Genomic DNA, 26,779 nt, shown 5'->3' with positions numbered 1-26,779 from the left:
ATGAATGGTATATGAAAGAAAAAGGAGTAAAGCATGAGAATTATAATAATTGGTGCTGTGGCAGGGGGAACATCAGCAGCAACAAAGGCAAGGCGTAATGATGAATCAGCAGAAATTATTATCTATGATAAAGACAGCCATATATCTTATTCAGGTTGTGGAATGCCCTATTACCTCGGCGGGGAAGTGGAGGAAGTGGATAGCCTAACGCCAAGAGATTCTGCATTTTTCAAATCAAAATACAATGTAGAAGTAAAAACTTTACATGAAGTGACCAAAATAGATGTGCCGACAAAAACAATTGAAGTAACAAACCTAGTAACCAATAATAAGTTTAGAGATACTTATGATAAATTGATTTTTGCAACGGGTGCATCCGCAATCATCCCTCCAATTACTGGTGTTAACAATTCTCATGTATTTAGCTTAAGAAATATTGGCGATATGCAAAACATTCATGCCTATATTCATAAAAATCAGCCGAAAAAAGCTGTCATTATAGGGACAGGTTTTATTGGCCTTGAAGTATGCGACAATCTAAAAAAGCTTGGGATTGAGATTTCTTTGGTGGAACGGCTTCCACAAATAATGCCAGCACTTGATCTTGATATGGCAGTGTATCTAGAAGAACATTTAAAGACAAATGGAGTAAAAGTATATACTGGATTATCTGCTATAGCAATTGAAAAAAATGCAGTGGTACTAGAAAATAACAAACGTATTGATGCAGATATTGTATTGCTTTGTGTTGGAGTTAAACCTAATACAGTGCTTGCCGCGAGCATTGGTGTTGCCCTTGGTGCAAGTAAAGGCATTCAAGTCAATGATAAAATGATGACAAATATAGCAGATATATACGCCTGCGGTGATTGTATTGAACAGTTTCATCAAATCACGAGGAAAGCACTATACCGACCTTTGGGATCGACTGCTAATAAGACAGGTAGAATAGCTGGAGATGTCGTGACAGGAGGCAATCTTTTGTTTCGTGGAATTCTTGGAACAGGAATTTTTCGGATTTTGGGTTTGACCGTTGCATTTACTGGTTTATCACAGAGAAAGGCGTTCCAAGAAGGCTTTGATGTAGAAGTATGTCATAATATTAAGCCTAACAAACCAAAGTATATGGGTGGAACAGAAATGATAATTAAGGGAATTGCTGACCGAAGTACTCAACGGCTGATAGGGGTCCAAATGATTGGAGAAGAAGGCGTTGATAAAAGAATGGATGTATTTGTTACAGCCATTACTTTTCAGGCAAAGGCCAAAGATCTATTTCATTTGGATTTGGCATATGCACCCCCATTTTCAACGACTAAAGATCCTGTCATGTATACAGGAATGATTCTTGACAATGCTTTGAATCAAGGAAGAAAACTAATCAGTGCCAACGAACTGAAAGAGAAAATTGAAACGGATGAGTCACTTCAACTTATTGATTCTAGAGTTGTAGCCCAATATGAGAAAGAACATGTAGAAAGTGCTGAAAATATCCCACATGCTAGCTTAAGAGAAGCGTTAAAAGACCTAGATCCAAATGCTTTGACAGTAACGTATTGTAACAAAGGGGTAACAGGCAATGCAGCACAAAACATTTTATTAAATCATGGATTTGAAAAAGTCTATAACCTGTCAGGTGGACATAAACAATATCGTAAAATGAATCCAAATAAAAATGTAAGTGATGAATAATTTATGCGCTTTATGAATTAGTATAGTGACTAAAACAATGGATACAAAGTTACAATTGGTAATCAATATAAAAATTGCATGATTGCATATTTTAAGGTATCCTTCATATATTTTATTGTGTTGAAATTATAAATAAGATTTTTAAAATTGCTTAGAAAGGATTTTTGATGCGACAAATTAAGAAAGAAGAAATACCCCAAATAGCTAAGATGTTAACATCTACATTTTCAAATTATGAGCAGATTCTATATTTGTTTGAAGAGATGCAACAAAAAGATTTTATTTTAAGTAAGGTTTTTGAAGGACAAATGAGAGCTATATTTGATAAGGGTGATATTTTTATTACAGAGGATCTTAAGGCAGTTTGTTATGGATTCTCTACTAAAAAGACATCCTTGATTAAACTTTTAATAATGAGTGGTCTATATACATATAAATATTATCGTCAATTACCAAAAAATGATTATAAAACATTACTGACTAACACGAAAAAAGCCTCTGAAACAAATAATCTTTTTTGGCAAAATAAATATGTTAAAAAGCCATATTATTATATTATGACAATAGGAATTGATCCATCTATGCAAGGGAAAGGTGTATTAAAGCAGTTATTAAGTCCAATAATTGAACAATGTAAAAAAGATAACATGCCAATGATTATAGAAACGCATCGTAAGATTAATGTTTATATCTATGAAAAATTTGGATTTCAATTGGTTCGCACGTTTCATTCAAAAGATAACGGTCTGTCTAAGTACTGTATGGTGCGATACTCTAATATAAGTTAAATTAATATTAAGCCAACAGCATACACAATAGGAGGTAACATGCAAGGATACAACTGTATCATGGTGTTTAATAAAACTAAAAAGAAATTGTTATTTTGTAAACGTCAAAAGCCCCCATATGAGGGGCTTTATAATCTGGTTGGAGGTAAAATTGATCCAGAAGAAAATGGGTTTGTTGCCGCATATCGTGAATTAGAAGAAGAAACGGGAATTACCAAAACGATATAACATTATCCCATATGATGGACTTTACTTATTATAATCAAAATTGCTTTGTTGAAGTATACGTTGGCTACTTAAGTCATTCTATACAATTAAGAGAAGAAGCACATCCACTTATATGGCTTGACTTACATCATGATTTTTTTGATTGTACAAAATTTGCAGGTGAAGGAAATATTGGTCATATGGTGGAACAGGTAAAGATTTATGGACAAGGGCTTTATAAAAATTGAAAACTTAAAGAGAATACTTTAGCACTAACATTTGATAAAACAACGATATAAAGAAGTTATTACGCTGTATTTTTACAAAAATACATGATATAATTCCAATAAAATAAAGTTGTATACAAATTTTAAGTGACACCAATTTTGTAGATAAAATTCGTATACTAGAAAAAGGGGTAATTGTATGGAAAACTCATTAAAACATAGAAGTGAAATTCCAAAGGAACTGACATGGAATCTTTCATCCATTTATGATACCATAGAAGGTCTATGGGAAGATATCAATAAGATGAAGATTCTTACGAGTCAATTGGAAGAAGATTACAAAGGCAAACTAAGGTCAGCTAAGATTATCAATTGCTGTTTGGATCAGCTAAGACAGATTTATGAATACAAAGATCATATTGGCTCCTATGTGGAACTGGCACTATCTGTAGACTATACCAATCATGAGAACCATGATTTGTATTCCATTGTTTCCAATATAATCTCTGATATCAATAGTAAACTAAGCTTTATTAATAGTGAATTGGTACAGGTGGAGGAAGAGATTTTAATCGAAGCAATGCAAACATCAAAAAGTAATAAAGGTTATTTGGAAGATATTTTAAGAATAAAGCCTCATATGCTTCATCCTGAGACAGAGAAGTCTTTAGCCGCACTATCAACCACCTTAGAAGCTCCTTATTTTATTTATGAACAGTCCAAACTTGCAGATATGCAATTTGATGATTTTATCGTGGATGGGAACAAATATCCTCTTGGATATGCTCTCTTTGAAAATGAATATGAATATGAATCAGATTCCAAACTTAGAAGAGCGGCATTTCATGCCTTTTCCTCCAAATTAAAAGAGTATCAGTACACAACAGCAGCCGCATATCAGACTCAGGTACAAAAAGAAAAAACACTTGCAACTCTTAGAGGCTTTGACTCTGTAATTGATAGTTTGTTATTTCCTCAAAAAGTAGATAGAGAATTATTCGACAGACAAATTGACTTAATTATGGATAAACTTGCTCCTCATATGAGAAGGTATGCGAGGCTACTAAAGAAAGTTCATAAGTTGGATGAGATGACCTTTGCAGACTTAAAAATAACGCTAGACCCAGAATACGATCCAAAGATAACCATAGAAGAGTCCAAAAAGATGATGGAAGAAGCGTTAGCGATTTATGGTGAAGATTATATAAAAATGATTCAATCTGCATATGACGATAGATGGATTGATTTTGCTAAAAATATAGGAAAGTCAACGGGTGGATTTTGTGCTAGTCCTTATCAAAAGAATTCCTATATTCTTTTATCCTGGAGTGAAAAGATGGCCGAGGTATTCGTACTGGCACATGAACTTGGTCATGCTGGACACTTTAAGTTATGTAATGAAAATCAAAATATTTTTGATGTAGATGTATCTACTTATTTTGTAGAAGCACCTTCCACGATGAATGAGCTTATTTTAGGCAATCATCTTATGCAATCTAATAAAGACAAACGATTCCAAAGGTGGGTGTTATCTTCATTAATCAATCATACGTATTATCATAATTTTGTTACGCACTTATTAGAAGCCGCTTACCAAAGAAACGTATATCAAATCATTGATGAGGGTGGAGCCATTTCAGCCAGTGTTCTAAACAAAATCAAAAAAGAGGTATTACAAAAATTCTGGGGAGAGGATGTTGTTCTTACTGATGGGGCAGAATTAACCTGGATGCGCCAGCCCCATTACTATATGGGATTATATTCTTATACCTACAGTGCTGGCTTAACAATCGCAACTCAGGTGAGCAAGCGTATGCAAAAAGAAGGTGCAAAAGCTGCAAATGATTGGAGACAGGTACTACTTGCAGGTTCCACTAAGACGCCAGTAGAACTTGCCAAAATGGCAGGAGTTGACATTACTACAGATGAACCACTATTAGATACGATTGAACATATTGGAAGTATGATTGATCAAATTATAGCCTTGACAGATGAGCTTGAGAAAGGCACAAAATAGGAAAATTATTTAAGGTATAGACTGAAAAAGGAATAGCGTAAAGCTATTCCTTAAACTATAGATATTCGTAATTTTGTTAATTCATTAAAGCTTTTACAATATCATTTCTCCAATAATTCTTCCAATCGTAGTAATATCACTTGCTCCAGTAAATTCAAAACGTACCTTTCCAAGTCCGCTAAAATATAATTCTAATTCGCTATCCAAATCTAATACACCAGCTGTTTCAATTGAAAACGCTTGTATTTTTGAATATGGTAATGTGGAAAAATCCTTTTTCTTACCCGTAAGCCCTTGTACGTTAACAGCAATGATACGCTTGTTTGTAAATACAACAAAGTCACGAATACTTTTATAGGCTCCAATGATTGCCTCACCGTTAACAAATAAAGGCGCAACTTCCTTCTCTACAGAATCTCCAGCTACTTTTTTTAGTTTTAAATAAGCTCCGTTATTAAAATCAATCATACAATCCCTCTTTCATGTAATTTATGTTAAAATATAAAATGATTATCTACGGATTTATATGTTATGTCAATAGAATATTAACAAAAGCAAATAACAGAATATCAAAATAGAAAAAAGTCTAAAAAAATACAAAACCTGACATAGGGTGTCATGTTATATTTACTATAATGGATATAAAAAGTAACAATCAGAAGGAGAAGGAACATGGGAAGACCTACATCAAAACCAGATTTAATTACTGCAGCAGAAGCGAATTATGAAGAAATGAAAGCGATTATCGCATCCTTGACAGAAAAAGAATTATTAACCCCCTTTGAGTTTGATGCTAATAAGAAGGAGGCTCATTGGCAAAGGGATAAAAATCTTCGTGATGTTTTAGTTCATCTTTATGAATGGCACCAGCTTTTGCTAGACTGGATTTCGTCAAATATGAAAGGAGAGAATAAAGCATTTCTCCCTGAAACGTATAATTGGAAAAACTATGGGAAAATGAATGAGTTTTTTTGGAAAAAGCACCAGAATACAACATTAGAGGATGCAAAGGAAATGTTGGATAAATCCCATAGAGAAGTGATGAAGTTGGCTGAAACATTTACAAATGAAGAATTGTTTTCGAAAGGAGTTTATCAATGGGCTGACAACAATACGCTTGGCACTTTTTTTGTTTCTAATACTGCAAGTCATTACAACTGGGCGATTAAGAAACTTAAGGCACACAAAAGAAGATGTAAATTAATTGTTTATCCAAATTGACAGTGGCTAAAATAATAAAAATTATATAATTATGAAAGCTTGATTTTATAGGCTTTCAATAGCGTAAAATAATCTTCCAACAGACTTTTGTCTGTTGGATTTTTTATGTAAATTGAGTCCTTTTACATAAACCCCTCCACTCTTTATTCTAAGTTTTCAACATATCAGATAAGGTTCTTTCATAATAAATATTTCTAGTAATTATTGTTAAAATTTACTATACACAAACATTTGTTCGAATGGTATAATAAAACTAATTATGGATACCAATACTAACAAGAGATAGGAGGTGCTTTAAAAGTGGAAGACAGGATTTATTTTTGCATTGACTTGAAATCGTTTTATGCATCCGTTGAATGCGTAGAGCGCAAACTTGATCCATTAACCACCAATTTGGTCGTAGCTGACCCAGAACGCAGTGAAAAAACGATTTGTCTTGCAATTTCTCCAAGTATGAAAGCACTTGGAATAAAAAATAGATGTCGTGTCTTTCAGATACCCTCGAATGTGAACTATATCATGGCGGTACCCCGTATGAAGCTTTACATTAAGTATTCGGCAGATATTTATGCCATTTATCTAAAATATGTTGCAAAGGAGGATATTCATGTTTATTCCATTGACGAGGCATTTCTTGATGTCACACAATATCTTTCTTTGTACCAGATGGATGCAAAAGAACTAGCGATTCAAATTATGGAAGATATCAAGTTATCAACTGGAATTACCGCAACAGCAGGAATTGGAACCAATCTCTATCTTGCAAAAATAGCTCTTGATATTACAGCAAAGCACACTAAAGATAACATTGGATATCTAGACGAAACGATATTTCAAAATACTTTATGGAAGCATAAACCACTAACTGATTTTTGGAGAATAGGAGCTGGAACGCTAAAAAGACTTGCTAGTATCGGGATTACTACAATGGGTGAGATTACACAAGCGAATGAAGATATGTTATATCGTTTGTTTGGAATTGATGCTGAACTCTTAATTGACCATGCGTGGGGACGAGAAACCACCACAATGAAGGACATTAAGTTGTACAAACCAAAAAGTAACTCCATGTCAAGCGGACAGATACTGCCAAGAGATTATCGTTTTGAAGAATGTGAAATTGTGGTTAAAGAAATGACAGATACACTATGCCTTGATTTAGCAGAAAAGGGCTTATTGACAAGTTCGCTCACTCTAGTGGTTGGATACTCCAAAGAATTAGAGATGAAGTCTGCCATGGGAACAATCACAATGACAGGAGCGACGAATACTTATAACACAATCATTCCTTATGTAATCGATGTGTATCGTCGAATCGTTGATAAAACCAAGCCAATACGAAGACTTAGCATTTCTTGTAATAACGTAGTTGAGGAAGCTTACGAACAATATGATTTGTTTACTGATCCAGCAAAGCTTGAAAAAGAGCGAAAGATTCAAAAAGCTGCAATCGAAATCAAACGAAAATACGGAAGAAATGCATTTTTACGTGGAATGGATTTACAAAATGGAGCCACTGCCATAGAGAGAAATTGTCAGATTGGAGGGCATAAAAGTGGGGACTAGGTTTGAAAAAATGGACAGAGAACATCGGGCAAAGCAATTTATGCCTTTTGATGCTTTGAAAGGACTTCGTGAAGCACTCGCCGAAAAAGAACGCATTCTTGTCCCAAAGAAAGAGTTGTCAGAGGAACAAAAAGATGATTTGAATCGAAGATTGCGACTCATTCGAAAAGGTGATATTGTTACGGTGGAATATTTCCAAAACGAGGAGTATGTTAAAATTACTGGAATGGTTAGTCGTATACAAGAATCAAGTGGAGTATTAGAAATTGTTAATACGAGGATTTCCTTTGATGATATAATTGACTTGCAGATTAACAACGAATAACAAATTAGTGAATTAGGAACACTTAATGAATTAATTCATTTGGATAATTATGGTTGTTAGATATATAATGAACTAACCAAAATAAAATCAAAAGGTAAATCAAGAGGATATATGATTTACCTTTGGTGTGTTATTTCAATTGATGATTCATTTTTGACCTATATTCTGTTGGAGTGCATCCTTTAAACTTTAGAAAAATTTCTGAGAAGTAACTTGGATTGGAAAATCCGCAGGAATAAGCAATTTCAGCAATTGAGTATTGAATATCTCTTAAAAGAATCTGGCTTTTTTCCAAGCGATAGGAATTTAAGTAATCATTTGGCGTACTATTTAGATACTGCTTAAAAATTTTACAACACTTGCTCCTACATATCCCACCTGCATTCGCAATATCAGCAAGGGATAGCTTGGCTTCATAATTAATGTAAATAAAGGACAACATTTTTTTTAATGTATTAAGATTGGTATCTGTAGAACCTAGTTCTTGAACAAAATATGGTTGAATTATATGGTATAAAGCTTCCCATAAGCTGTATAGAAAGCTAATTGCTTTCAGTTCAATTTGTTCTTCTTCCTGTACATAGAGTGAGTAAATCCGACTTATCATACTTCGTAGTTGTGTATGTGAAGAATTGTCTGCTTTTATGACAAACTCAGATAAATAACTCTCTAATATTGGTGTAACATAGCGATTCTGTATCTCTGTAATAGATAATAAAATTTTCGGATTGAATACAATACAGATATATTCACAATCTGAAATGTCTTTGGAGAAACCATAATGCATCTGCCTAGAGTTAATAAAGATGGCCTCTCCTTCTTTAATAAGGAATGTATTCCCATTCACATGATAAGATATATGTCCTTTAACAGGCATAAGAAACTCCACATCATCATGCCAATGACAATGTGCCTCTAAATTAGTAAATGAGGTGAGATTCCCTTTTCGAACATAAACTGGAAAAGCGGGATTGTTATAATGGATAAATTCTGATGAGTCTTTTAATACATTAAGATTCATATGTTAATTACCTCCTAGCCCTGGTAAGAGTTATATTATTCTTTATCAATTTTTGTATTTATATAACATTAATTGTCTAATTAACTAAAAAACGATACAGAAAATACGATTGTTATATAAATAGATATGATAACGACTGATAAATGAAATATTGTATACTATAATTATATCATAAATATGAATAGTATCAATGAATAACAAAATTATTTTAGCAGAAAGAAAAGGTGAGATATAATTATGGGAAAATTATTATTTATTGATGTAGATGGAACTTTAGTGGATTATGAAAACAATCTTCCAAATTCGGCAGTTGAAGCAATTAGAAAAGCCAGACAAAATGGGCATAAAGTCTATATCTGTACAGGACGTAGTAAAGCCGAGGTATATCAAAATCTTTGGGACATTGGATTGGATGGAATGATAGGTGGCAATGGAAGCTATGTGGAAGATCACAATCATGTTATCCTGAATCAAATGATTACCTTAGAACAATGCCATAGGATTGTGGATTGGTTACATGAAAGAGGGCTCGAATTTTATTTAGAAAGTAATAATGGTTTGTTTGCTAGTGAGAAGTTTGAACAAAGGGCAGATGCTACAATAAAAGAGTATGCGAAAAGAAAAGGAAAAGATGATGCAGAGCAAATGACGGTAAGAAAAATTTTTCCAGAGATGATTTTTGGTGGAGAATTATACAGAGATGATTTAAATAAGGTAAGCTATGTTCTAGATTCTTATCAGGATTTTCTTGACACAAAAGGGCAGTTTCCAGATTTAGAATCAGGGACATGGGGTGGTAAAGGTGAAGAAGCACTTTTTGGTGATTTAGGAGTAAAAGGAATCACAAAAGGAAATGCCATTGAACATCTATTACAATATTTAAATGCCAATCAAGCTGATACGATCGCATTTGGAGATGCTAAAATTGATATTCCAATGCTTGAATATTGTGCATATGGAGTTGCCATGGGAAGTGGTGGAAAGGAAATCAAAGAAATAGCTGATTATATTACAGATGATGTGGACAAAGATGGACTATACAAAGCATTTCTAAAATTAAATTTAATTTAGCAAGAAAGCAGTGAATTGTTATGAATTTTAAATCAATAAAAAAATCAATTGCTACAAACCTTTTGGTTTTAATAGAAAATAAAAAAAACAGTAAATTTAAAGAGGTATACATAAAACTATTAAATGATTTATTAAAAGATTGAGATAAAAATATAAATCAGAGTATGCCAAGAGATTCCAAGTTTTATACGGGCATTTAAAGTTAATATTGTATATATTTTTTATTTTAGTATTGAAACTTTCCAAAAAGGAGAACAAAAATATTATGACAATGAAAGAGCGAATAGAAAAAGGAATGCTATTTACAGATGGTTGTGAGGGTCTACCCAAGGAGAGAGTGGAATGTAAGAAAAAAATGATTGCATTTAATAATTCAATGCCAGACAACGTAGAGCAGAGGATGGAATGTTTGAATCAGTTATTGGGACGTAAAACAAATGCTTGGGTAGAGCCACCATTTTATTGCTGTTATGGAACAAACATAACGATTGGTGAGGGGTCTTATATCAATTTCAACTGTAATTTTGTTGACGATGGTAAAATTATGATTGGTAAAAAAGTAATGTTTGGACCAGCGGTTACAATTGCTACTGTAGGGCATCCAATGTGGATTGCTGGGAATGGAATGTCCGCAGGAGATGTAGGGTAATATTTGAAGCTAAATCTATTATTCATATCAAGTAACGCCGTATGAGTTGTAGAAAATAGATTGATACTTATACGTTCAACACTTATAATAAAGGGAAAGAAAAAGTTGGAGCATTAGTCAGAAAATAAAAAGGGGAATAATGATGGAGATGACAAACCGTGTAACACCATGGTCAGAGGACACTATGAAAAACTACCAATGGCTGGATGAATATTTATTAAAGCAGACCGCCACCGTAAAAGAATTTCAACCAGCATGGCAGGCCTATAAATATCTGTTGCAAAGCAAGATGTATGCCTATATCGGCATAAACGACCAAAATGGCCGACCTATCATCACATTGAAACTGGAACCAATGTATAGTGATATGCTACGATGTAAATATGATGATATTGTGCCAGGTTACTACATGAACAAGTTATATTGGAGTAGCGTGTATTTGGATGGTGATGTGCCACAGGAGGTTCTTGCTGACATGATAAGCGCCTCTTATAAAGAGGTGCTTTCATCGCTAAGTAAGAAAGCACAACGAGAAATAATGGGAAATTGATCATGTGACATTTTGAATAAGAGATATGAAGTTAACTAATTTTTCTTCAGGTGGTAATTCCATCGAGAATAATGATTTCAAGGAATTACCAATGAAGACAAAGAAATAATTTGGGATTATGTCGCCAACCATATTGCATTTTAATAAAAAAAGAAAACTAGTACGAAAAGGAGCGCCCAAAAATGGAATTTACAAAACTCAAAACAAGTTTAGAGTGCTTAGGATATACCGTAAGTGAATTTAATGATGCAGAAGAAGCAACTAAGTATTTAGCTAATCAACTGAGTGATAGAACTATTGGAATTGGAGGTTCAGTTACTGTAGAAGAGATGAAACTGTATGATGCGTTGGTGTCTCATAATGATGTGTATTGGCATATGCGACTTCCTGAAAACATGAGTGCCATGGAAGTAAGAAAGAGAGCAAATCAGTCAGAATTTTATATTTCTTCGGTAAATGGAATTGCAGAAACAGGAGAAATCATCAATATAGATAATACTGGAAATCGTGTATCTGCAATCAGTTTTGGACATGATAAAGTTTATTTAATTATTGGTGAAAATAAAGTAGCTTCAAGTTATGAAGAGGCCTTAGGTAGAGCAAGAAATATCGCGGCACCCCTTAATGCCAAACGTTTAGGAGTAAAAACGCCATGTGCGATAAAGGGTGATAAATGTTATGATTGTAAAAGCCCGCAGAGAATATGCAGAAATTTTTCTGTACTATGGGAGAAACCTACAGGGAGTGAATATGAAGTTATTTTAATTCATGAAAAGCTTGGATATTAGATTAATACCCAAAACAGAAAAAGAATAAAATATTATATGTATAATATGCTCATTTGATTAGAACTAGTATTAGTATTAGCTATTAGTTTAATTATATTAGAACTATATAGCGTTATATTATGAATAAACTGATGTACGTACCTCAAAGTAACTAAAATTAGTTTCAACAAACAAATTACCTAACTGTATTAATTTTTACAGAAATAATTTACTTATGTATAAAAGGATAAATCATTTCATCCCAAAAGCAGCAAATATACTAATACTAGCCTTCTCTTCACTATTTGTTGAATCGGAACAACAATTACATCCAACACTAGAAATGTTAACATTTTTAAACCCTGCTTCTAAATACCATTCTTTTAGCTGATTTCTATTAAATCCCATCCATACATCATGCTGTTGTGTTTTTAAGAAGGTGAAATTATGCTCATCTAAATCGGTTATCACTAATTTACCACCTGGTTTTAAAATTCTATAAATCTCATTAAGAGCAGTAAGTGGATTAATGACATGATGTAAAAACATGTTTGCAAATGTGTAATCAACACTATTATCTTTTAATGGTAGGGCATCGCTATCACCCAATAAACCAGTAAAGGTATCATACTTACTAAATTTATTCTTCATATGATTTAACATATTTTCAGATTGATCAATTGCAAAAACCTTTAATCCATCCTTCAACAGTCCTTCTGTTATGAATCCAGTACCAGCACCTATATCAGCAGCAATTTTTCCCTTCTGAATATCCGCTAATTTATATGCGTGTTCCCTAATATTTTCAGAAAAAAGGGATGTCCTTATTGTATCCCATGAACCTGCGATTTCATTAAAGTAATTTTTACTATTTTCCATGTAATTAACCTCCTTAGAAGATTTATTAAGTTACATTATTAAACTACTTCTTCGCTCAAAAAGAATTGTATTATGCCAATTACCAAGGCGATCCTTTGCAATATTTTCTCGATATCCAACTTTTCTAAACCCACATTTTGCATGTAGAGCTATACTGCCTATATTTTCTTCAATTATACTAGAATATAGTGACCAAAATCCGCGTTTTTCAGAATCATCTATAAGATGATTTAATAATAATGTTCCAATTCCATTATTTTTGAATTGTGTATCAAGATAAATACTAACTTCAACTACTCCACGATATACTTCTCGTTTAGAAGTTGGAGAGAGTACAGCAAAACCAACGACCTTATCATTATATAAAGCTACAAAGCGGCAGTCTTTAAGGTGTCCCTCGTCCCATTCCTCAAAGCTTGGACATACAGTCTGAAAAGTGGCAATATTAGAATCTAACCCTTGTTGATATATTTCTTTCACATAGGTCCAGTCGCTTTTCTTAAAATCTCTTATTGTAATTAAATCATTCATTTTCTTTAGCCGCCTTCCATTGTTCAATTGCCTGATTGTAAATTGAGAGTGAGCGAAGTAATTCATCTTGTTTTTGTGGGTCTATAAAGCTAAAAATTTCTTCAAAAATTAAATCCATATTATTTTCTATTTGATCAAATATATGTTTGCCTTCTTCAGATAAGTTAATCTGAACACTCCTTCGATCTATCGTAGATGGTTCTCTTAATACAAGGCCTTTTTTTACTAATTCTTCAACAACTTTACTTGCTGTACTAATATCAATTCGAAGAGTAGTTGCAAGGTCTTTTAGCATTGAGTCATTTCTTCTGCCTATTTCAACTAGGGCATGGCACTGAGCACTCGTAATACTGCAAATAGAGCAGTCATTGGAATTTAGTGACTCTAAATTTCTTTCTAGTATTCGAGTTTTTTCACGAAATTCTTTACTTTTTCTATCATACATAAGCATACCTCCTTTCAACTTTTTATAAGTATACTGCAAATAGTTTCCAAATGCAACTATTTTATTTTGCAACTAATATTAATTAAATATTACTACAATAATAATCGAAATATCATATTGACAATTATCGATATGAGTGTTATACCTATACATATCGATAATTATGAATGTGAGGTAATATTATTGGATAAGAATTATGAAAATAATGCAGGGGTATTTAAAGCGCTCTGTGATTCAAATCGCTTGATGATAATAGATTTACTTAAGAATGGTGAAAAATGTGCATGTAATCTTTTAGAAGAGATGGAAATTTCACAATCAACCTTATCTCATCACATGAAGCTGTTATGTGAGTCAGGCGTGATAAACTGTCGGCGTGAAGGAAAATGGATGTACTATTCGTTAAGTAAAAAGGGATTTGAAAAAGTACAACGTTTATTGGATGAAATAATGGAGGCGGCCGTACTTCTCGACACTGAGGAAGAGTGTAGTTGTGAATAAAATGGAGGACTTAATATGCGTATTATTATAGTTGGTGCAGTTGCTGCAGGAACATCTGCGGCTGCAAAAGCAAGAAGAAACAGCGAAGATTCAGAAATTGTTATTTATGAAAAAGATAGTTTCATTTCTTATTCTGGATGTGGTATGCCTTATTATATTGGGGGCGAAATTGAAAGTGCAGATGAGTTAATTCCTCGTAATCCTAAATTTTTCAAAAGTAAATACAATGTAGCTATCCATACATTACACGAGGTTATATCTATACATCCTCTTGAGAAGAAAGTAGTAGTTAAAAATTTGTTAACGAATGAAGTATTTAGTGATTACTATGACCGACTGGTACTTTCTACCGGAGCAAGAGTAGCCACTCCACTAATTAAGGGAGTAGATTCTAAGCATGTTTTTGCATTACGTAACATCAATGATATGAACGGAATAAAAGATTTTATAGATAGTAAATCCCCTCAATCTGCCGTAATTATTGGAACAGGATTTATTGGTCTTGAGGTATGCGAAAGCCTAAAGAAATTAGGAATCAATGTAACAATGATAGAAAAATCTCATCAGGTAACTCCTGGGTTAGATGAAGATATGGCTATTTATGTAGAAAAACATCTTATTGAGAACAATATAGCTGTGTTAACTAATAATTCAATCACTGAAATTAATGAAAAGTCTGTTACTCTAACAGATGGGAAGATAGTTGATGCAGATATGGTTCTACTTTGTACTGGTGTTAGACCAAATGTTGAACTCGCAAAAAAAGTAGGGATTGAACTTGGTGTTACAGGTGCAATCAAAGTGAATAGTAAAATGGAAACAAGTCAAAAAGATATCTATGCTTGTGGCGATTGTATTGAGCAGTTTCATGCTGTGACAGGTAAACCAGTTTACCGGCCACTAGGTTCTACAGCCAACAAAACAGGTAGAATTGCAGGAGATAGTATGACTGGTGGTAGTCTCGAATTCAGAGGAATTCTAGGTACGGGAATATTTAAAACCTTCGATATGACAGTGGCGCAAACTGGTCTTTCAGAACGTGAAGCAGAAGAATTAGGATATGATATTGCAACATGTCATAATATAAAACCAAATAAACCAGTATACATGGGTGGTACGGAAATGGTCATCAAAGGAATTGCCGATAAGGTAACTGGCAGACTCCTCGGCGTGCAAATTGTAGGATTTGAGGGTGTTGACAAAAGAATTGATGTCTTTGTGACGGCAATTACTTTTAAGGCAAAGGTAGAAGATCTTTTCCATTTGGATTTGGCATATGCTCCTCCATTCTCAACAACCAAAGATCCAGTCATGTATACGGGAATGATTTTAGATAATGCAATTAACAAGAATAGACCATTGATAACCGCTAAAGAGTTGGATGAACTCATGGTGTCTGGTGAAAAGTATGTATTGATTGATGCAAGGGTAGTAGCACAGTATGATAAAAATCATATCGAAACTGCAAAGAGCATACCTCATACTAAACTAAGAGATAATGTTGAATCGCTTGATAAGGATGCGGTCGCAATCACCTACTGTAATAAGGGTGTGACAGGGAATGCTGCACAGAATATTCTTTTTGGAAAAGGGATTAAAAAAGTATATAACCTTTCAGGAGGACAAAAGCACTATAGTAAAACGCATGATAAAAAATAAACGTAATGTTAAAGTCATTGGCAACAATGGCAATTTGAATGCATATAGTATGAGTATATGCGCATATAAGAATAATAAGATGAAAGGGTGAAACGATATGGTGGATATTTTCAAGGCATTGTCTGAAGATAGTAGGCTTCGGATATTATCACTAATTTTAGAAGGCGAACTATGTGTCTGTGAGATTGAAGCATGCCTTAAAATGACGCAATCAAACGCTTCTCGCCATTTAACGGTTTTAAAAAAGAGTGGAATTCTTGAAAGTTACAAGCATGCACAGTGGACGTATTACAAAATAAGTAATGGTTTCATTCAAGAGAACAAAGAATTATGGGAATATCTGAAAATCAAGTTAATAAAACTTCCATCCTACCTATCGGATTATGAAGCATATCAGAAATGTAAAACGCAGGAATTATGTAATTGTAACAAGCGACCACATTAAAGGAGTAAGTAAAATGGAAAAAGAAACAACACAAGGCATAGGTTTTTTTGAGAAATATCTTTCAATATGGGTACTTCTTTGTATGGCATCAGGTATTTTAATTGGAAAATTCTTGCCAGGTATTCCATCTATATTAAATAAAATGCAGTTTGCAGAGCAAAATATACCTCTCGCAGTTCTCATATGGATAATGATTTTTCCTATGATGATGAAAATAGATTTTCAATCAATAAAAAATGTAGGTAAAAATCCTTTAGGGATAATAATATCCAGTAGTAGTAGTTGGTTAATCAAACCATTTCTTATGTTTGGGCTAGCTTCACTGTTTTTTCTAGTTATTTTCAAGCCTTTCATACCTGGGAACTTAGCTCAAGACTTTGTTACAGGTGCAGTTTTGCTGGGTACAGCGCCATGTACTGCAATGGTATTTGTATGGAGTACACTAACAAAAGGAGATCCGGCACATACCCTTGTACAGGTTTCAGTAAATGACTTACTTATTCTTGTCCTTTTTGTACCACTTGTTCAGTTTCTACTAGGTGTTAACAATGTTCAGATTCCATGGGGTGTTCTTATCTTATCAATCGTATTATTTGTAGTCGTTCCACTGATTGGTGGTTTTCTTACACGATTTTTTATAATAAAGAAAAAAGGTGAGGCGTTCTTTAACGAGAAATTTGTACCTAAATTTGATGGTGTTACAACTTTAGGGTTACTCATGACTTTGGTAATTATCTTTTCTTTTCAGGGAGATATTATTTTGGAACAGCCACTATTTGTGCTTTTAATAGCAGTTCCACTAATACTCCAAAATGTAATCTCAGCTACTTTTACGTACCTAATTTGCAAATGGGCAAAGCTACCTCACAAAATAGCAGCACCTGCAGCTCTTATTGCTGCCTCTGATTTTTTTGAACTGTCCGTGGCCGTTGCAATTGCACTCTTTGGACCAACTTCTCCAGTAGTGCTTGCATGTACGGTTGGTGTGCTTACTGAAGTTCCTGTTATGCTTTTACTTGTCAAGTTTGTAAACAAAACCAAGCATTGGTTTCAAACCAATAGCTAATAACAAATATAATCAATAAGGAGATATTTTCTATGAAAAAAATGTTTATTTATGAGCCAGCAATGTGTTGCTCAACGGGTCTTTGTGGTGTTGGAGTGGATCCAGAGCTTATCAGAATTTCGACAATTCTAAATACGCTTAAGAAAAAAGGTGTAGAAGTAGAAAGGTTTAATCTTTCCTCTTCACCGCAAGAGTTTATAAATAATAAAGATGTAAATGAATTTATTAACGTAAAAGGTGTAGATGAATTGCCACTCATCGTTGTAGATGGAGAAATCGTAATAACTGGTAGATATCCAACTAACGATGAGTTTACAGATTTACTTGATCTACCTGAAGGCACATTAGAAAAAAAACCGAAAGCGGTAAGAGGAACTATGAAAAAAATGGATAGTTACGGATGTTCTGATAATAATTGTTGTTAATGGTTTAAATGAAACGCATCCCATATAATTAAACAAAACTGGAGGTACTTTATATGGAGAATTTTAATCCACAAGATATTGCGCTTACTAAATACTTATTTTATACAGGAAAAGGTGGGGTAGGTAAAACATCCACAGCATGTGCCACTGCAGTTACACTTGCAGATCGCGGTAAGAGAGTGATATTAATTAGCACAGATCCCGCATCGAATTTACAGGATGTTTTTAAAACCGAACTTACCAACAAAGGAGTCCCTATCAAGGGTGTAGCAAATCTTGTTGTAGTAAATTTAGATCCTGTGCAAGCTGCAGCTGAATACAGGGAAAGTGTTATAGCACCATATCGTGGAAAGTTACCTGATGTGGTATTAAACAATATGGAAGAACAACTGTCTGGTTCTTGTACGGTAGAGATTGCCGCTTTCAATGAATTTTCTAATTTTATTACAGATGAAAAATTACAGAAAGAATATGATCATATTATATTTGATACGGCTCCCACAGGTCATACCCTAAGGATGCTACAATTACCATCAGCATGGAGTAATTTTATCAGCGAAAGTACACATGGGGCTTCATGCCTAGGTCAGCTTTCTGGCCTGGAAAGTAAAAAAGAAATTTATATAAAGGCGGTTGAAACTTTGGCAGATGTCAAGCAAACTACCCTTATTCTTGTCAGCCGTCCCGAGAAAGCGCCTCTAAAAGAAGCGGAAAGAGCATCAAAAGAACTTGCTAGTATTGGTGTAATTAACCAGACATTAGTAATTAATGGTGTGTTGGATAATTATGACGACAAAATTTCCGAGAGTTTATATCAGAAACAACAAAGAGCACTTTCTGAAATTCCCCAAGTTTTACAAGAATTAAAAACTTATAAGATACCACTTCGAGCATATAATATCACAGGAATTGAAAATGTGCGTTCATTCCTTATATCTGACAACTATGTCACTTGCGATGAAACTATCAATACACAAACAATTTTTCAGCTCAAAGATATTATTGATAATTTAGATAAAACAAATAAAAAGGTTATTTTCACCATGGGAAAAGGTGGGGTAGGAAAGACAACAATTGCGGCAGCAATAGCTTTAGGATTAGCTGCAAAAGGTAAGAAAGTTCATTTAACCACAACTGATCCAGCTGCTCATCTTAAGTTTATAATTGACGAAAAGAGCGGCATTACAATGAGCCATATTGACGAAAAAGAAGAGCTTAAAAAATATCAAGAAGAGGTTCTATCAAAAGCAAGAGAAACTATGTCCGATGAGGATATTGCCTATATAGAAGAGGATTTACGTTCCCCTTGTACACAAGAGATAGCAGTGTTTCGAGCTTTTGCAGATATTGTGGAAAAAGCAGAAGAGCAGGTTGTAGTAATAGATACTGCACCAACTGGACATACACTTTTGCTTTTAGACTCTACTCAAAGCTACACTAAAGAGATGAAACGTTCACAGGGAGATATTCCTGAATCCGCAAAGAAACTTCTTCCAAGGCTGCGTGATCAAAATGAAACAGAAGTTATTATTGTAACATTAGCAGAAACCACTCCAGTTTACGAAGCTGTACGCCTTGAAGAAGATTTAAAACGAGCCAACATTGCAACAAATTGGTGGATTATCAATTCTTCGCTTTATCATACTAATACAAGTAATCAGTTATTATCAGCAAAGGCCAGCAATGAGATTTCTTGGATAAATAAGGTTGATAAACATTCTAACGGAAACTTTGCAATAATTAGCTGGCGTGGGGAAGAAATAAAAGGCAATAATTTATTTACACTCTAGAATATTGAATTGATACAAGTTTCGTTACATATATCAAGAAAACATGGATACTATGGTAACGAGGATAACCAAAAAATGAATGCATTAAGTATTATACAAAATGTGTTCATTTTTTTTATGTTATTGATGAGAATATGTTACCAAGATATATAGAATGTATTCATTTTAAATCATCATACAGATTTAGTTCATTATAAAAATAGATATTAAATATTATATTAGCCTTAGAGTAGTGTTATACTAAATTAGTTCATTGTATGTTCATGTGGACAGATTATTTATAAAATTTTTCCAGATCTATACGATATAAGCATAGTTTTAACTATTCGCGAAACACAACTTTAACGAAAAGCTGTTGATAAAAAGTTATCAACATAAAATATCTTGTTGTCACTTGATGTAAATCTGGTAATTTGTTTTCTGTTTGGTAAGGATTACCATTGGTTTGTCTTCCGCTTTCTCAATCTTCAAAAACGGCTATGTTTTTTCTATTTCATACAAATGAAAATATATGCAAAGTCTGTCTCGAATTGATTGATGATATTCATTTCCGTTAAATTGATATATTTCGATATATTATCAAGGTTGTCTGGATATATCTTTAATTTGTAGTCGCTCATATCAATATAATCATTTAAATTTTTATCAATAGATAAACAGAAAATACCATTTTCATTTAGCAATTCATTAACCTTAACAATAATTTGTTGTTTGTCTTCAAAGTGCATCATTGTCAGTGAGGAATATATTACATCAAATGTTTCATCAAAAACATAATCTGAAAAGTTTGCACAAACAAACTCTATATTATTGAAATCTGAAAGGTTTTCTTTAGCTCGTTTGATTGTTTTAGGTGATATGTCTATCCCTACTAGTTTTACACATAAAGGTGCTACTTTTGCTGCTATTCTACCTGTTCCTATACCAATTTCAAGTACTTTTTTTGTTCGAGAGAGACGCATTGAATCTATGAATACTTGACCATCCCACTTGTCCATATACTTTCGTAGAGGAGGCGGGTCGCGGAATGGGTCATTATTATCATCTATAAGTTTATCGTAATGTGTTATAACATTCAATGTAAACACCTCCTCTAATTCAAATTGCAATCCACCAACACACACCATATTTGTCTATAACAGTCGCACAACACTTGCTCCATGGAACTTCCTGAATGGGATTAATAATAACACCGCCATTACTCAAAATATGAAAGGCATTATAAACCGCTTCCTCGCTCCCCATTTCAAAAACATTAAACGTCATAGTTTCCCATTTCATTTTGTGAACTAAATTTATATCACAAGGATTCACTGCTTCACTTAATGCTAAAAATCCTTCTCCATCTACCGATAATTCACAGTGATCATAAGCAGTTTCGTCAGCATTTTTTATTTCAAATGTAATCTCTGCACCAAAGGCCTCACAATACATTTCTGCCGCTTCAAAACTATTTTTTACATAAACTTGAGTATAATTTTTCATATGTTCCCTCCTATACAAAATATGAATAATCCCCTGTTAAAACTGTTCGATATAAAACTGTTTTACTCGCCTTATATTAGGTTCTTTGATAATAGCGTTTTTCAGCATGTGTGCTTCCAATAAAAAGTATATTCATAATTTTCTCATTCAAATGACTATATATAACTTTTATAAATATAATGGAAAGTTTGGATTTACTCATGTCCTGCTAACATCTCCAACATATTTTTTATCTGTGCCAGACTTCCTTCCACTAAATTCATACATACGCTTCTGCCTTTAACCCCCGTCATAGCACTCACATGACATTCGTGAACTAACTCATCTATTAGCAACATCTTTTCACTTGCTGATTTACACATTAACCAATTATCTGTATATGCTTTAAATATTTCTGTTGCGCGTCCTCCAGGTACATTATTCGCGTTACAACTGCGACGATATTCACGATATGTATAGTAATAACCACATGGGCATGCTATCAATGCCGTATAACTGACGGCTTTATGCACCGTGCCACAAAAATGACAGATTATTTCACCTTTTTCTAAATGTTCACGAGTATCTCTTGCCTGCTTACACCGAGTATAAAATGTATACCCAATATCATCTAGCAAATCTTCATCAAGAAGCCCTTTCGCTTCGCCTTGATAGAGTTTGATTAACTTATTTCTCGATACTTTATCGGCCCATTTCGATTTATTGAATTTTGATGAATTGATATTTTCAGTCAACTCCATAAGTTCTTTTTTTTCACGTTCTAAACGAGATTTCGTTCTAATCATTTGATTGGTTTTTTTAGCAGTTGTTATTAGGTTATACCTCTCTTCGTATCCATCATCATATTTTGCTTTGCATTTTTCAAGCAAGACATTTAAAGATTTATTATCTTTTACAGTAATGCCCAATGCTTTAAACGAATCGTCGACGATTGTAACAGATAGCAATTCAACGCGGTATTTACGACAATAACCGTATTTCCAGCCTGAAGTTTTATCAAAACGAGGATAATTATTATATACTTGATAATCAGATGCCATTTTATTGTCAAAGACCAAAAACAGTTCGCGGATTCCTTCTGGAAAAAACTCAATTAATTCCTCATAAGTGGGCTTAACATTCTTAGGAAACTTTTCTATCCATTTCATAACGTTATCCTTTCGCATTACAAAATATACATAATGTTTTTATTCGATTATTTATTTAAGGTGAATTACGTTGCTAATTACTTAGTAGCCATTGTATAAATTAAAAATCATGTTAATTTCCTATTGCTGCTACTATATGCTAATATACTTTAGTACATATTAAATGAACAAGTTAATATCAGTTTAAACCATATTACAATAATTTACCATTTATATTTCTCGACATTGTAAAAAAATTCATTTCTCAATAAGTTATAAAAAACGACATTATTATCATATATAATTTTGTCGTTTTTTGGTTATTTATTATATTAGGTGCTCATCTATTATGCGGATTTATAAACATTTTTGAAGATAATGTCTTTTTTTATCTATATCCTTTACAAAATAATCAAGACTCTTGTTTTTATAAAAAATTCATCTTTTATTATTTTGAACTCTCATAAGGTAGGCTACTTTAGTGTTGAATATATATGTTTTTGCATTAAATTCTTATTAATTAGAATATAATTTTTTTAAAAGTAACTTTCTATTTTCAATAAAAAGTTTAGTTATATTATAACTTTCTGTTTCTTCATATGTGATTTGATTTATTGTTTCACTGTCAAAAGAATAAATACATGCATCATCAATTCCTAATAAAATTGGAGAGTGAGTTGCTATTATAAATTGAGAATTATTATTAACCAATTCATTTATCTTTATGAGCAATGATAATTGTCTTTGAGGTGAAAGTGCTGCTTCAGGTTCATCTAGTAAATATAATCCATTTCCTCTAAATCTATTATTTATTAATGCAAGAAAGCTTTCGCCGTGTGACTGTTCATGCAATGACCTTCCACCATATCCATTTAAATTAACTCCTATATCATCCACGTAACTAGCCATATTATAGAAACCTTCTGCTCTAAGAAAAAAACCATCTTTTGCCCGAATGCCCTTTGAGAGAAGTAGTAAATCTGATAAAGATGAATGTGTTGACTTTGTGCTAAAATTGTAATTAATACTACCACCTTCAGGATTAAAACCATAATTTACTGCAATAGCTTCAAGCAAAGTAGACTTTCCAGATCCGTTTTCACCTACAAAAAAAGTAATTTTTTTCTTAAAATCTAAATTATTAAGATTTTTAAGGCTACTAATATCGTTATAGTAATCTTTATATTCTTGCTTGTTCCAATTTATTTTTATACTATTAATATAATTATCTATATGCATTATTAATCCCTTCTCAATTTAGTTTAAAAGTAAAATATTATCTGCTTATACAAAAGAATATTTGATAAATCAAAGGCACTCCTTAAATTTTAATTATACAGAGTAAAGATAAAATCATTTCCAAAAGCAAATAATATGGCTTCTATATCATATTAATCCAGACTAATCTTGCCCTTTTCAGCCATACAATGCTCTCTTATCTATATTATTTAATTTTAACTTTTTGTACCTTACTATACGTACTGTAGACTTTTTGACCATTTACTACACGATAAGTTCTTACTTTAAAATAATAAGTTTTTCTTGATTTTAGCTTACTTTTCGTATAAGTGGTCGTTTTAGCTTTTTTAACAGTCTTAACCTTTGTATATCCCTTGGATTTATTGGTAGACATATAAATTTCATACCCACTAACCCCTACAGGTTTAGACCATTTTAATTTTGCCTTTTTTGAAGTAGAACTTATGCTTAAAGTAGGCTTTTTCGTTGTTGTCGTTGCCGTAAGTACACGTGAATATGGGCCATAAGTTGTTTTTTTATTCGCTTTTATGAAAGAAACAACTTTATATTTATAAGAAGTTCCACTAGTAAGCTTCTTATTTGTATATGTATTAGATGTTGTTGTAGCAATTTTTATATATTTTTTCTTACTGGTGTTGTATCGATAAATCTCGTAGCCGCTTATACCTGATTGTTTATCCCATTTTAGCCTTATTTTACTATCATTTTGCCAATCTGATGTTAGATTTGATATTTGACTTAGTTTTACTGTAACCTGAATTTGATCTGTTTTTCCATTCTTTGTTGCAGCAGTTAAAGTAGCCGTTCCTAAACCTTTTCCTACAACTATTCCATTTGAGTCAACAGTGAAAACACTTTTATTTGATGAAGTCCATGTAACGGATTTATCTGTTGCATTGGATGGTGAAATATTAGCACTTAAATTCCGACTTTCACCAGGTGCTATGGAAAACGAAGAGCTGTTAATCTTAATTCCAGTCGCCGGTACTGGATTTTCATCTTTAGTCTCAGTAACTGTTACAACGCATTTTGCTACTTTACCATTTACGGTAGTCGCTGATATGGTAGCTGTTCCAGTTGCCTTAGCTACAACCTTTCCGTTATCAACTGTAATAATGTCTGTATTCGAAGATTCCCATACTACACCTTTATCTGTTGCATTTTCAGGTGAAATAGTTGCAACTAAGGAGGCACTATTGCCAACCTTTAAAGATAAAGAAGTCTGATTTAGAGAAATATTCGTTGGATAAATAGTTTCCTCTTCTACTTGAGTATCACTTGTAAAAGCTTTTATTCTTGCAACAGTATTATTGTTGTGTAAATCAGTCCATGTATAACCCTCTCCATACTTACTAAAACTTTGCCTTTGTGCTGTTTGGCTTGTAAATCCAATCCAATCACCATTCTGATATGTAGTATCACCAAAGAAGGTTGTATAAGTTCCATCATTTTTTGAAAGTGTTATTACGACTGAGAAAGTATCGCCTTCTTTAACCGTTACAGGTTGCTCTAATGGTACAGTATAGTAACCCACAAAAGTAGTTGAACCTGTGACGGGACTCGATAATGCTTTCGTTCCACTGGTCGGATTTGAGGGATCATTTAACTTTGTGTATATATCAATACTATAATTTACATTTACATCAGATAATGCAAATGCTACCGCCTCAATCAACTCTGCATTTCCAGTACTATTTCCAGTTGCGGTAAATACATTTGCGATACTTCCTCCACTGTTGATAGAATAAGAATAAAGGCCATAAGCGCCATCATATTGATAGTTATGGTCGTAATTATCTGCACTTTCAAAGTCAAAAACATAGGCTTTTGAATAGGATTCAGAAGTAAATGCTGAATCCTCATAGGAAATCCAAAAATAACCATTATCACCAAAGTTATCTCCCCAACTGTTTCGGACTAGCCATGCTCCATTACTGGTAGGGCATTTAGATGCGTTAAAGTTAGAAACACTATAGTCATCATCCCAACCGACTATCGTAACTGCATGATTCGTTTTATATGCCCCATCATAATAGTAAGCATAAGTATATGGATTATAATAAGTAGTAGTTTGAACCGCATTATATGATGTTGCTACTGCACCATGTTCCATTATCATTTTCTTTACTTCATTTCGGTCTTTCGCAATATTTATCCAATATGCATTCTGCATATGATAGGTGGCATCATAGGCAAGACCACTATCAATTGCATTTGAAAGTGATGCCGTTTCATAAGGAGCAATCGATTCGTCTGTTACTCCTACCCAGCTTGCTAATGCAAATGTCGTAAAAGCACTATTTCCCCCTAAATCAAGATAATTACTTAGTAAAGGTTTTGTTTTATCTCCAATCGTATTTCCAAGGGGATCAGCTACCGAATTATAGAAAAAGTAAGCTAATTGTAATTCGGAAAGATCGATAGAGCTATCAGCAAGTCCTTTACTAATAACAGAAGCTTCCGCAGCTCCAACTGCGGCAAAGCTCCAACAAGTACCCCAACCCCCTTGGTTTCTTACAGCAGGGAGTCTATCTCTTGAACTATAACTAGATGGAATTACTTGTGAGTATAATGATGATTTATTTGCACTATATGAATTAATTACACTTGGTATCTTAAAGTTTTCATCTATGTAATTGGACTGATAAACAGCCATATCTTCGAATACATCAGATTGTGTATCGGTATCTGTGTCTGCATCTTTATCAATATCTGTATCTGTATCAGTATCTTTATCAGTATCTTTATCAGTATCTATATCAATATCAGGTAACTCACTGTTATCTTCTACAATGTCATCATCTGAACCTACTTCACCATCTGTATCCGTCTCACTATCTGATACGACTTTATCAGTATTATCTTCCAAGTCAACGGATGTTTCTGTGGTTTCTGTTACATTATTTATACTCAATGAACTCGCAAAGACATTTGAGTTAAAAAACAAGCTGACTGCTAAAACGGTGGCAAGAGATTTTAGTATTATCTTCTTTTTCATTTGTATATCTCCTTGGTATTTATATTAATATAAAAGTACATTATATTAGAAATAGCCTTTAAACCAA

Annotated in this window: 28 protein-coding genes; 18 read left to right on the top strand and 10 right to left on the bottom strand. The window is 33.2% G+C overall.

Translation table 11 applies throughout. From position 1 onward, the window contains the following. Positions 1-33 precede the first annotated feature (33 nt). The 5 genes from F7O84_RS04940 to pepF all read left to right on the top strand — a co-directional run bounded on the left by F7O84_RS04940 (position 34) and on the right by pepF (position 4,931). A complete protein-coding gene (locus tag F7O84_RS04940; RefSeq protein ID WP_151142544.1) occupies positions 34-1,692 on the top strand; it encodes an FAD-dependent oxidoreductase in 1,659 nt (552 codons plus the stop codon). A 167-nt stretch (positions 1,693-1,859) separates the two neighbouring features. After that, positions 1,860-2,480 (top strand): GNAT family N-acetyltransferase, encoded by a 621-nt coding sequence (locus tag F7O84_RS04935; protein WP_151142542.1) that lies wholly within the window; start codon positions 1,860-1,862, stop codon positions 2,478-2,480. A gap of 39 nt (positions 2,481-2,519) precedes the next feature. Next, positions 2,520-2,708 (top strand): NUDIX hydrolase, encoded by a 189-nt coding sequence (locus tag F7O84_RS19155; protein ID WP_243140808.1) that lies wholly within the window; start codon positions 2,520-2,522, stop codon positions 2,706-2,708. Between the two features lie 11 nt (positions 2,709-2,719). Further along, entirely contained in the window at positions 2,720-2,935 is a 216-nt protein-coding gene (locus F7O84_RS19150; protein WP_243140807.1) for a hypothetical protein, read from the top strand. 178 nt (positions 2,936-3,113) lie between these two features. Beyond that, positions 3,114-4,931, top strand: coding sequence for an oligoendopeptidase F (pepF, locus tag F7O84_RS04925; RefSeq protein ID WP_151142540.1), 1,818 nt, complete (start codon positions 3,114-3,116; stop codon positions 4,929-4,931). 93 nt (positions 4,932-5,024) lie between these two features. Here the strand turns inward: pepF and F7O84_RS04920 are convergent, their stop codons facing one another. Further along, positions 5,025-5,399, bottom strand: coding sequence for a PH domain-containing protein (locus tag F7O84_RS04920; protein WP_151142538.1), 375 nt, complete (start codon positions 5,397-5,399; stop codon positions 5,025-5,027). 204 nt (positions 5,400-5,603) lie between these two features. Here F7O84_RS04920 and F7O84_RS04915 point away from each other — a divergent pair, with 204 nt between their 5' ends. The 3 genes from F7O84_RS04915 to F7O84_RS04905 all read left to right on the top strand — a co-directional run bounded on the left by F7O84_RS04915 (position 5,604) and on the right by F7O84_RS04905 (position 8,043). Further along, complete coding sequence (locus F7O84_RS04915; protein ID WP_151142535.1) at positions 5,604-6,152, top strand: ClbS/DfsB family four-helix bundle protein; 549 nt, start codon at positions 5,604-5,606, stop codon at positions 6,150-6,152. Positions 6,153-6,452: 300 nt separating this feature from the next. Beyond that, a complete protein-coding gene (locus tag F7O84_RS04910; protein ID WP_151142533.1) occupies positions 6,453-7,718 on the top strand; it encodes a Y-family DNA polymerase in 1,266 nt (421 codons plus the stop codon). Further along, positions 7,708-8,043, top strand: coding sequence for a YolD-like family protein (locus F7O84_RS04905; RefSeq protein ID WP_330578723.1), 336 nt, complete (start codon positions 7,708-7,710; stop codon positions 8,041-8,043). The genes F7O84_RS04910 and F7O84_RS04905 overlap by 11 nt, the downstream gene beginning before the upstream one ends. Before the next feature lie 130 nt (positions 8,044-8,173). Here F7O84_RS04905 and F7O84_RS04900 read toward each other — a convergent pair whose 3' ends face one another. After that, positions 8,174-9,064 carry an AraC family transcriptional regulator gene (locus F7O84_RS04900; RefSeq protein WP_151142531.1) on the bottom strand — a complete coding sequence of 297 codons (891 nt, stop codon included), beginning with the start codon at positions 9,062-9,064 and terminating at the stop codon, positions 8,174-8,176. A gap of 237 nt (positions 9,065-9,301) precedes the next feature. On the opposite strand from F7O84_RS04900, the gene F7O84_RS04895 reads away from it, so the two are divergent. From F7O84_RS04895 to F7O84_RS04880, 4 genes are all read left to right on the top strand, one after another. Further along, positions 9,302-10,135, top strand: a complete 834-nt coding sequence (locus tag F7O84_RS04895; protein ID WP_192451662.1) for an HAD family hydrolase — start codon at positions 9,302-9,304, stop codon at positions 10,133-10,135. A gap of 265 nt (positions 10,136-10,400) precedes the next feature. Continuing rightward, positions 10,401-10,784, top strand: coding sequence for a maltose acetyltransferase domain-containing protein (locus tag F7O84_RS04890; protein WP_151142526.1), 384 nt, complete (start codon positions 10,401-10,403; stop codon positions 10,782-10,784). 142 nt (positions 10,785-10,926) lie between these two features. Beyond that, complete coding sequence (locus F7O84_RS04885) at positions 10,927-11,334, top strand: MmcQ/YjbR family DNA-binding protein (protein WP_330578722.1); 408 nt, start codon at positions 10,927-10,929, stop codon at positions 11,332-11,334. A 182-nt stretch (positions 11,335-11,516) separates the two neighbouring features. Continuing rightward, positions 11,517-12,122 (top strand): lactate utilization protein, encoded by a 606-nt coding sequence (locus F7O84_RS04880; RefSeq protein WP_151142521.1) that lies wholly within the window; start codon positions 11,517-11,519, stop codon positions 12,120-12,122. 231 nt (positions 12,123-12,353) lie between these two features. On the opposite strand, the gene F7O84_RS04875 is transcribed toward F7O84_RS04880, so the two are convergent. Genes F7O84_RS04875 through F7O84_RS04865 form a run of 3 tightly spaced genes read right to left on the bottom strand, consistent with a single transcriptional unit; the run spans position 12,354 to position 13,956 of the window. After that, entirely contained in the window at positions 12,354-12,980 is a 627-nt protein-coding gene (locus F7O84_RS04875) for a class I SAM-dependent methyltransferase (protein ID WP_151142519.1), read from the bottom strand. Between the two features lie 30 nt (positions 12,981-13,010). After that, on the bottom strand, positions 13,011-13,511 hold the full coding sequence (locus F7O84_RS04870; RefSeq protein WP_151142517.1) for a GNAT family N-acetyltransferase: 501 nt from the start codon (positions 13,509-13,511) through the stop codon (positions 13,011-13,013). Beyond that, positions 13,504-13,956 carry a MarR family winged helix-turn-helix transcriptional regulator gene (locus F7O84_RS04865; protein WP_192451661.1) on the bottom strand — a complete coding sequence of 151 codons (453 nt, stop codon included), beginning with the start codon at positions 13,954-13,956 and terminating at the stop codon, positions 13,504-13,506. The genes F7O84_RS04870 and F7O84_RS04865 overlap by 8 nt, the downstream gene beginning before the upstream one ends. Before the next feature lie 246 nt (positions 13,957-14,202). Here F7O84_RS04865 and F7O84_RS04860 point away from each other — a divergent pair, with 246 nt between their 5' ends. From F7O84_RS04860 to arsA, 6 genes are all read left to right on the top strand, one after another. Next, positions 14,203-14,457 carry an ArsR/SmtB family transcription factor gene (locus tag F7O84_RS04860; RefSeq protein WP_420886631.1) on the top strand — a complete coding sequence of 85 codons (255 nt, stop codon included), beginning with the start codon at positions 14,203-14,205 and terminating at the stop codon, positions 14,455-14,457. 15 nt (positions 14,458-14,472) lie between these two features. Next, on the top strand, positions 14,473-16,116 hold the full coding sequence (locus tag F7O84_RS04855; protein ID WP_151142513.1) for an FAD-dependent oxidoreductase: 1,644 nt from the start codon (positions 14,473-14,475) through the stop codon (positions 16,114-16,116). 97 nt (positions 16,117-16,213) lie between these two features. After that, complete coding sequence (locus F7O84_RS04850; RefSeq protein ID WP_151142510.1) at positions 16,214-16,561, top strand: ArsR/SmtB family transcription factor; 348 nt, start codon at positions 16,214-16,216, stop codon at positions 16,559-16,561. 13 nt (positions 16,562-16,574) lie between these two features. Next, a complete protein-coding gene (gene arsB, locus F7O84_RS04845; RefSeq protein WP_151142508.1) occupies positions 16,575-17,627 on the top strand; it encodes an ACR3 family arsenite efflux transporter in 1,053 nt (350 codons plus the stop codon). 32 nt (positions 17,628-17,659) lie between these two features. Next, entirely contained in the window at positions 17,660-18,052 is a 393-nt protein-coding gene (gene arsD / locus F7O84_RS04840) for an arsenite efflux transporter metallochaperone ArsD (protein ID WP_151142506.1), read from the top strand. A gap of 53 nt (positions 18,053-18,105) precedes the next feature. Beyond that, entirely contained in the window at positions 18,106-19,842 is a 1,737-nt protein-coding gene (arsA, locus tag F7O84_RS04835) for an arsenical pump-driving ATPase (RefSeq protein ID WP_151142504.1), read from the top strand. 488 nt (positions 19,843-20,330) lie between these two features. Here arsA and F7O84_RS04830 read toward each other — a convergent pair whose 3' ends face one another. From F7O84_RS04830 to F7O84_RS04810, 5 genes are all read right to left on the bottom strand, one after another. Next, positions 20,331-20,921, bottom strand: coding sequence for a class I SAM-dependent methyltransferase (locus tag F7O84_RS04830; RefSeq protein WP_192451660.1), 591 nt, complete (start codon positions 20,919-20,921; stop codon positions 20,331-20,333). A gap of 19 nt (positions 20,922-20,940) precedes the next feature. Beyond that, complete coding sequence (locus F7O84_RS04825; RefSeq protein WP_151142500.1) at positions 20,941-21,327, bottom strand: VOC family protein; 387 nt, start codon at positions 21,325-21,327, stop codon at positions 20,941-20,943. Between the two features lie 194 nt (positions 21,328-21,521). Then, the gene (locus tag F7O84_RS04820) at positions 21,522-22,493 is read right to left on the bottom strand and encodes a hypothetical protein (RefSeq protein WP_151142498.1); all 972 of its coding nucleotides are present in this window, start codon (positions 22,491-22,493) and stop codon (positions 21,522-21,524) included. Positions 22,494-22,970: 477 nt separating this feature from the next. Further along, positions 22,971-23,693 carry an AAA family ATPase gene (locus tag F7O84_RS04815; RefSeq protein WP_151142496.1) on the bottom strand — a complete coding sequence of 241 codons (723 nt, stop codon included), beginning with the start codon at positions 23,691-23,693 and terminating at the stop codon, positions 22,971-22,973. 205 nt (positions 23,694-23,898) lie between these two features. After that, entirely contained in the window at positions 23,899-26,712 is a 2,814-nt protein-coding gene (locus tag F7O84_RS04810) for an Ig-like domain-containing protein (protein WP_151142494.1), read from the bottom strand. Between the last annotated feature and the right edge of the window lie 67 nt (positions 26,713-26,779).

This window comes from Candidatus Galacturonatibacter soehngenii (assembly GCF_008830185.1).
In the GTDB taxonomy this organism is placed as follows: Bacteria; Bacillota; Clostridia; order Lachnospirales; family Lachnospiraceae; genus Lachnotalea; species Lachnotalea soehngenii.
This window is presented reverse-complemented; position numbering and strand designations above follow the sequence as displayed.

What these genes read in the sequence shown, in the direction of transcription:
- F7O84_RS04940 (WP_151142544.1), top strand. Translation starts at nt 34, where the DNA reads ATGAGAATTATAATAATTGGTGCTGTGGCAGGGGGAACATCAGCAGCA.
- F7O84_RS04935 (WP_151142542.1), top strand. Translation starts at nt 1,860, where the DNA reads ATGCGACAAATTAAGAAAGAAGAAATACCCCAAATAGCTAAGATGTTA.
- F7O84_RS19155 (WP_243140808.1), top strand. Translation starts at nt 2,520, where the DNA reads ATGCAAGGATACAACTGTATCATGGTGTTTAATAAAACTAAAAAGAAA.
- F7O84_RS19150 (WP_243140807.1), top strand. Translation starts at nt 2,720, where the DNA reads ATGATGGACTTTACTTATTATAATCAAAATTGCTTTGTTGAAGTATAC.
- pepF (WP_151142540.1), top strand. Translation starts at nt 3,114, where the DNA reads ATGGAAAACTCATTAAAACATAGAAGTGAAATTCCAAAGGAACTGACA.
- F7O84_RS04920 (WP_151142538.1), bottom strand. Translation starts at nt 5,399, where the DNA reads ATGATTGATTTTAATAACGGAGCTTATTTAAAACTAAAAAAAGTAGCT.
- F7O84_RS04915 (WP_151142535.1), top strand. Translation starts at nt 5,604, where the DNA reads ATGGGAAGACCTACATCAAAACCAGATTTAATTACTGCAGCAGAAGCG.
- F7O84_RS04900 (WP_151142531.1), bottom strand. Translation starts at nt 9,064, where the DNA reads ATGAATCTTAATGTATTAAAAGACTCATCAGAATTTATCCATTATAAC.
- F7O84_RS04895 (WP_192451662.1), top strand. Translation starts at nt 9,302, where the DNA reads ATGGGAAAATTATTATTTATTGATGTAGATGGAACTTTAGTGGATTAT.
- F7O84_RS04890 (WP_151142526.1), top strand. Translation starts at nt 10,401, where the DNA reads ATGACAATGAAAGAGCGAATAGAAAAAGGAATGCTATTTACAGATGGT.
- F7O84_RS04885 (WP_330578722.1), top strand. Translation starts at nt 10,927, where the DNA reads ATGGAGATGACAAACCGTGTAACACCATGGTCAGAGGACACTATGAAA.
- F7O84_RS04880 (WP_151142521.1), top strand. Translation starts at nt 11,517, where the DNA reads ATGGAATTTACAAAACTCAAAACAAGTTTAGAGTGCTTAGGATATACC.
- F7O84_RS04875 (WP_151142519.1), bottom strand. Translation starts at nt 12,980, where the DNA reads ATGGAAAATAGTAAAAATTACTTTAATGAAATCGCAGGTTCATGGGAT.
- F7O84_RS04870 (WP_151142517.1), bottom strand. Translation starts at nt 13,511, where the DNA reads ATGAATGATTTAATTACAATAAGAGATTTTAAGAAAAGCGACTGGACC.
- F7O84_RS04865 (WP_192451661.1), bottom strand. Translation starts at nt 13,956, where the DNA reads ATGTATGATAGAAAAAGTAAAGAATTTCGTGAAAAAACTCGAATACTA.
- F7O84_RS04860 (WP_420886631.1), top strand. Translation starts at nt 14,203, where the DNA reads ATGATAATAGATTTACTTAAGAATGGTGAAAAATGTGCATGTAATCTT.
- F7O84_RS04855 (WP_151142513.1), top strand. Translation starts at nt 14,473, where the DNA reads ATGCGTATTATTATAGTTGGTGCAGTTGCTGCAGGAACATCTGCGGCT.
- F7O84_RS04850 (WP_151142510.1), top strand. Translation starts at nt 16,214, where the DNA reads ATGGTGGATATTTTCAAGGCATTGTCTGAAGATAGTAGGCTTCGGATA.
- arsB (WP_151142508.1), top strand. Translation starts at nt 16,575, where the DNA reads ATGGAAAAAGAAACAACACAAGGCATAGGTTTTTTTGAGAAATATCTT.
- arsD (WP_151142506.1), top strand. Translation starts at nt 17,660, where the DNA reads ATGAAAAAAATGTTTATTTATGAGCCAGCAATGTGTTGCTCAACGGGT.
- arsA (WP_151142504.1), top strand. Translation starts at nt 18,106, where the DNA reads ATGGAGAATTTTAATCCACAAGATATTGCGCTTACTAAATACTTATTT.
- F7O84_RS04825 (WP_151142500.1), bottom strand. Translation starts at nt 21,327, where the DNA reads ATGAAAAATTATACTCAAGTTTATGTAAAAAATAGTTTTGAAGCGGCA.
- F7O84_RS04820 (WP_151142498.1), bottom strand. Translation starts at nt 22,493, where the DNA reads ATGCGAAAGGATAACGTTATGAAATGGATAGAAAAGTTTCCTAAGAAT.
- F7O84_RS04815 (WP_151142496.1), bottom strand. Translation starts at nt 23,693, where the DNA reads ATGCATATAGATAATTATATTAATAGTATAAAAATAAATTGGAACAAG.
- F7O84_RS04810 (WP_151142494.1), bottom strand. Translation starts at nt 26,712, where the DNA reads ATGAAAAAGAAGATAATACTAAAATCTCTTGCCACCGTTTTAGCAGTC.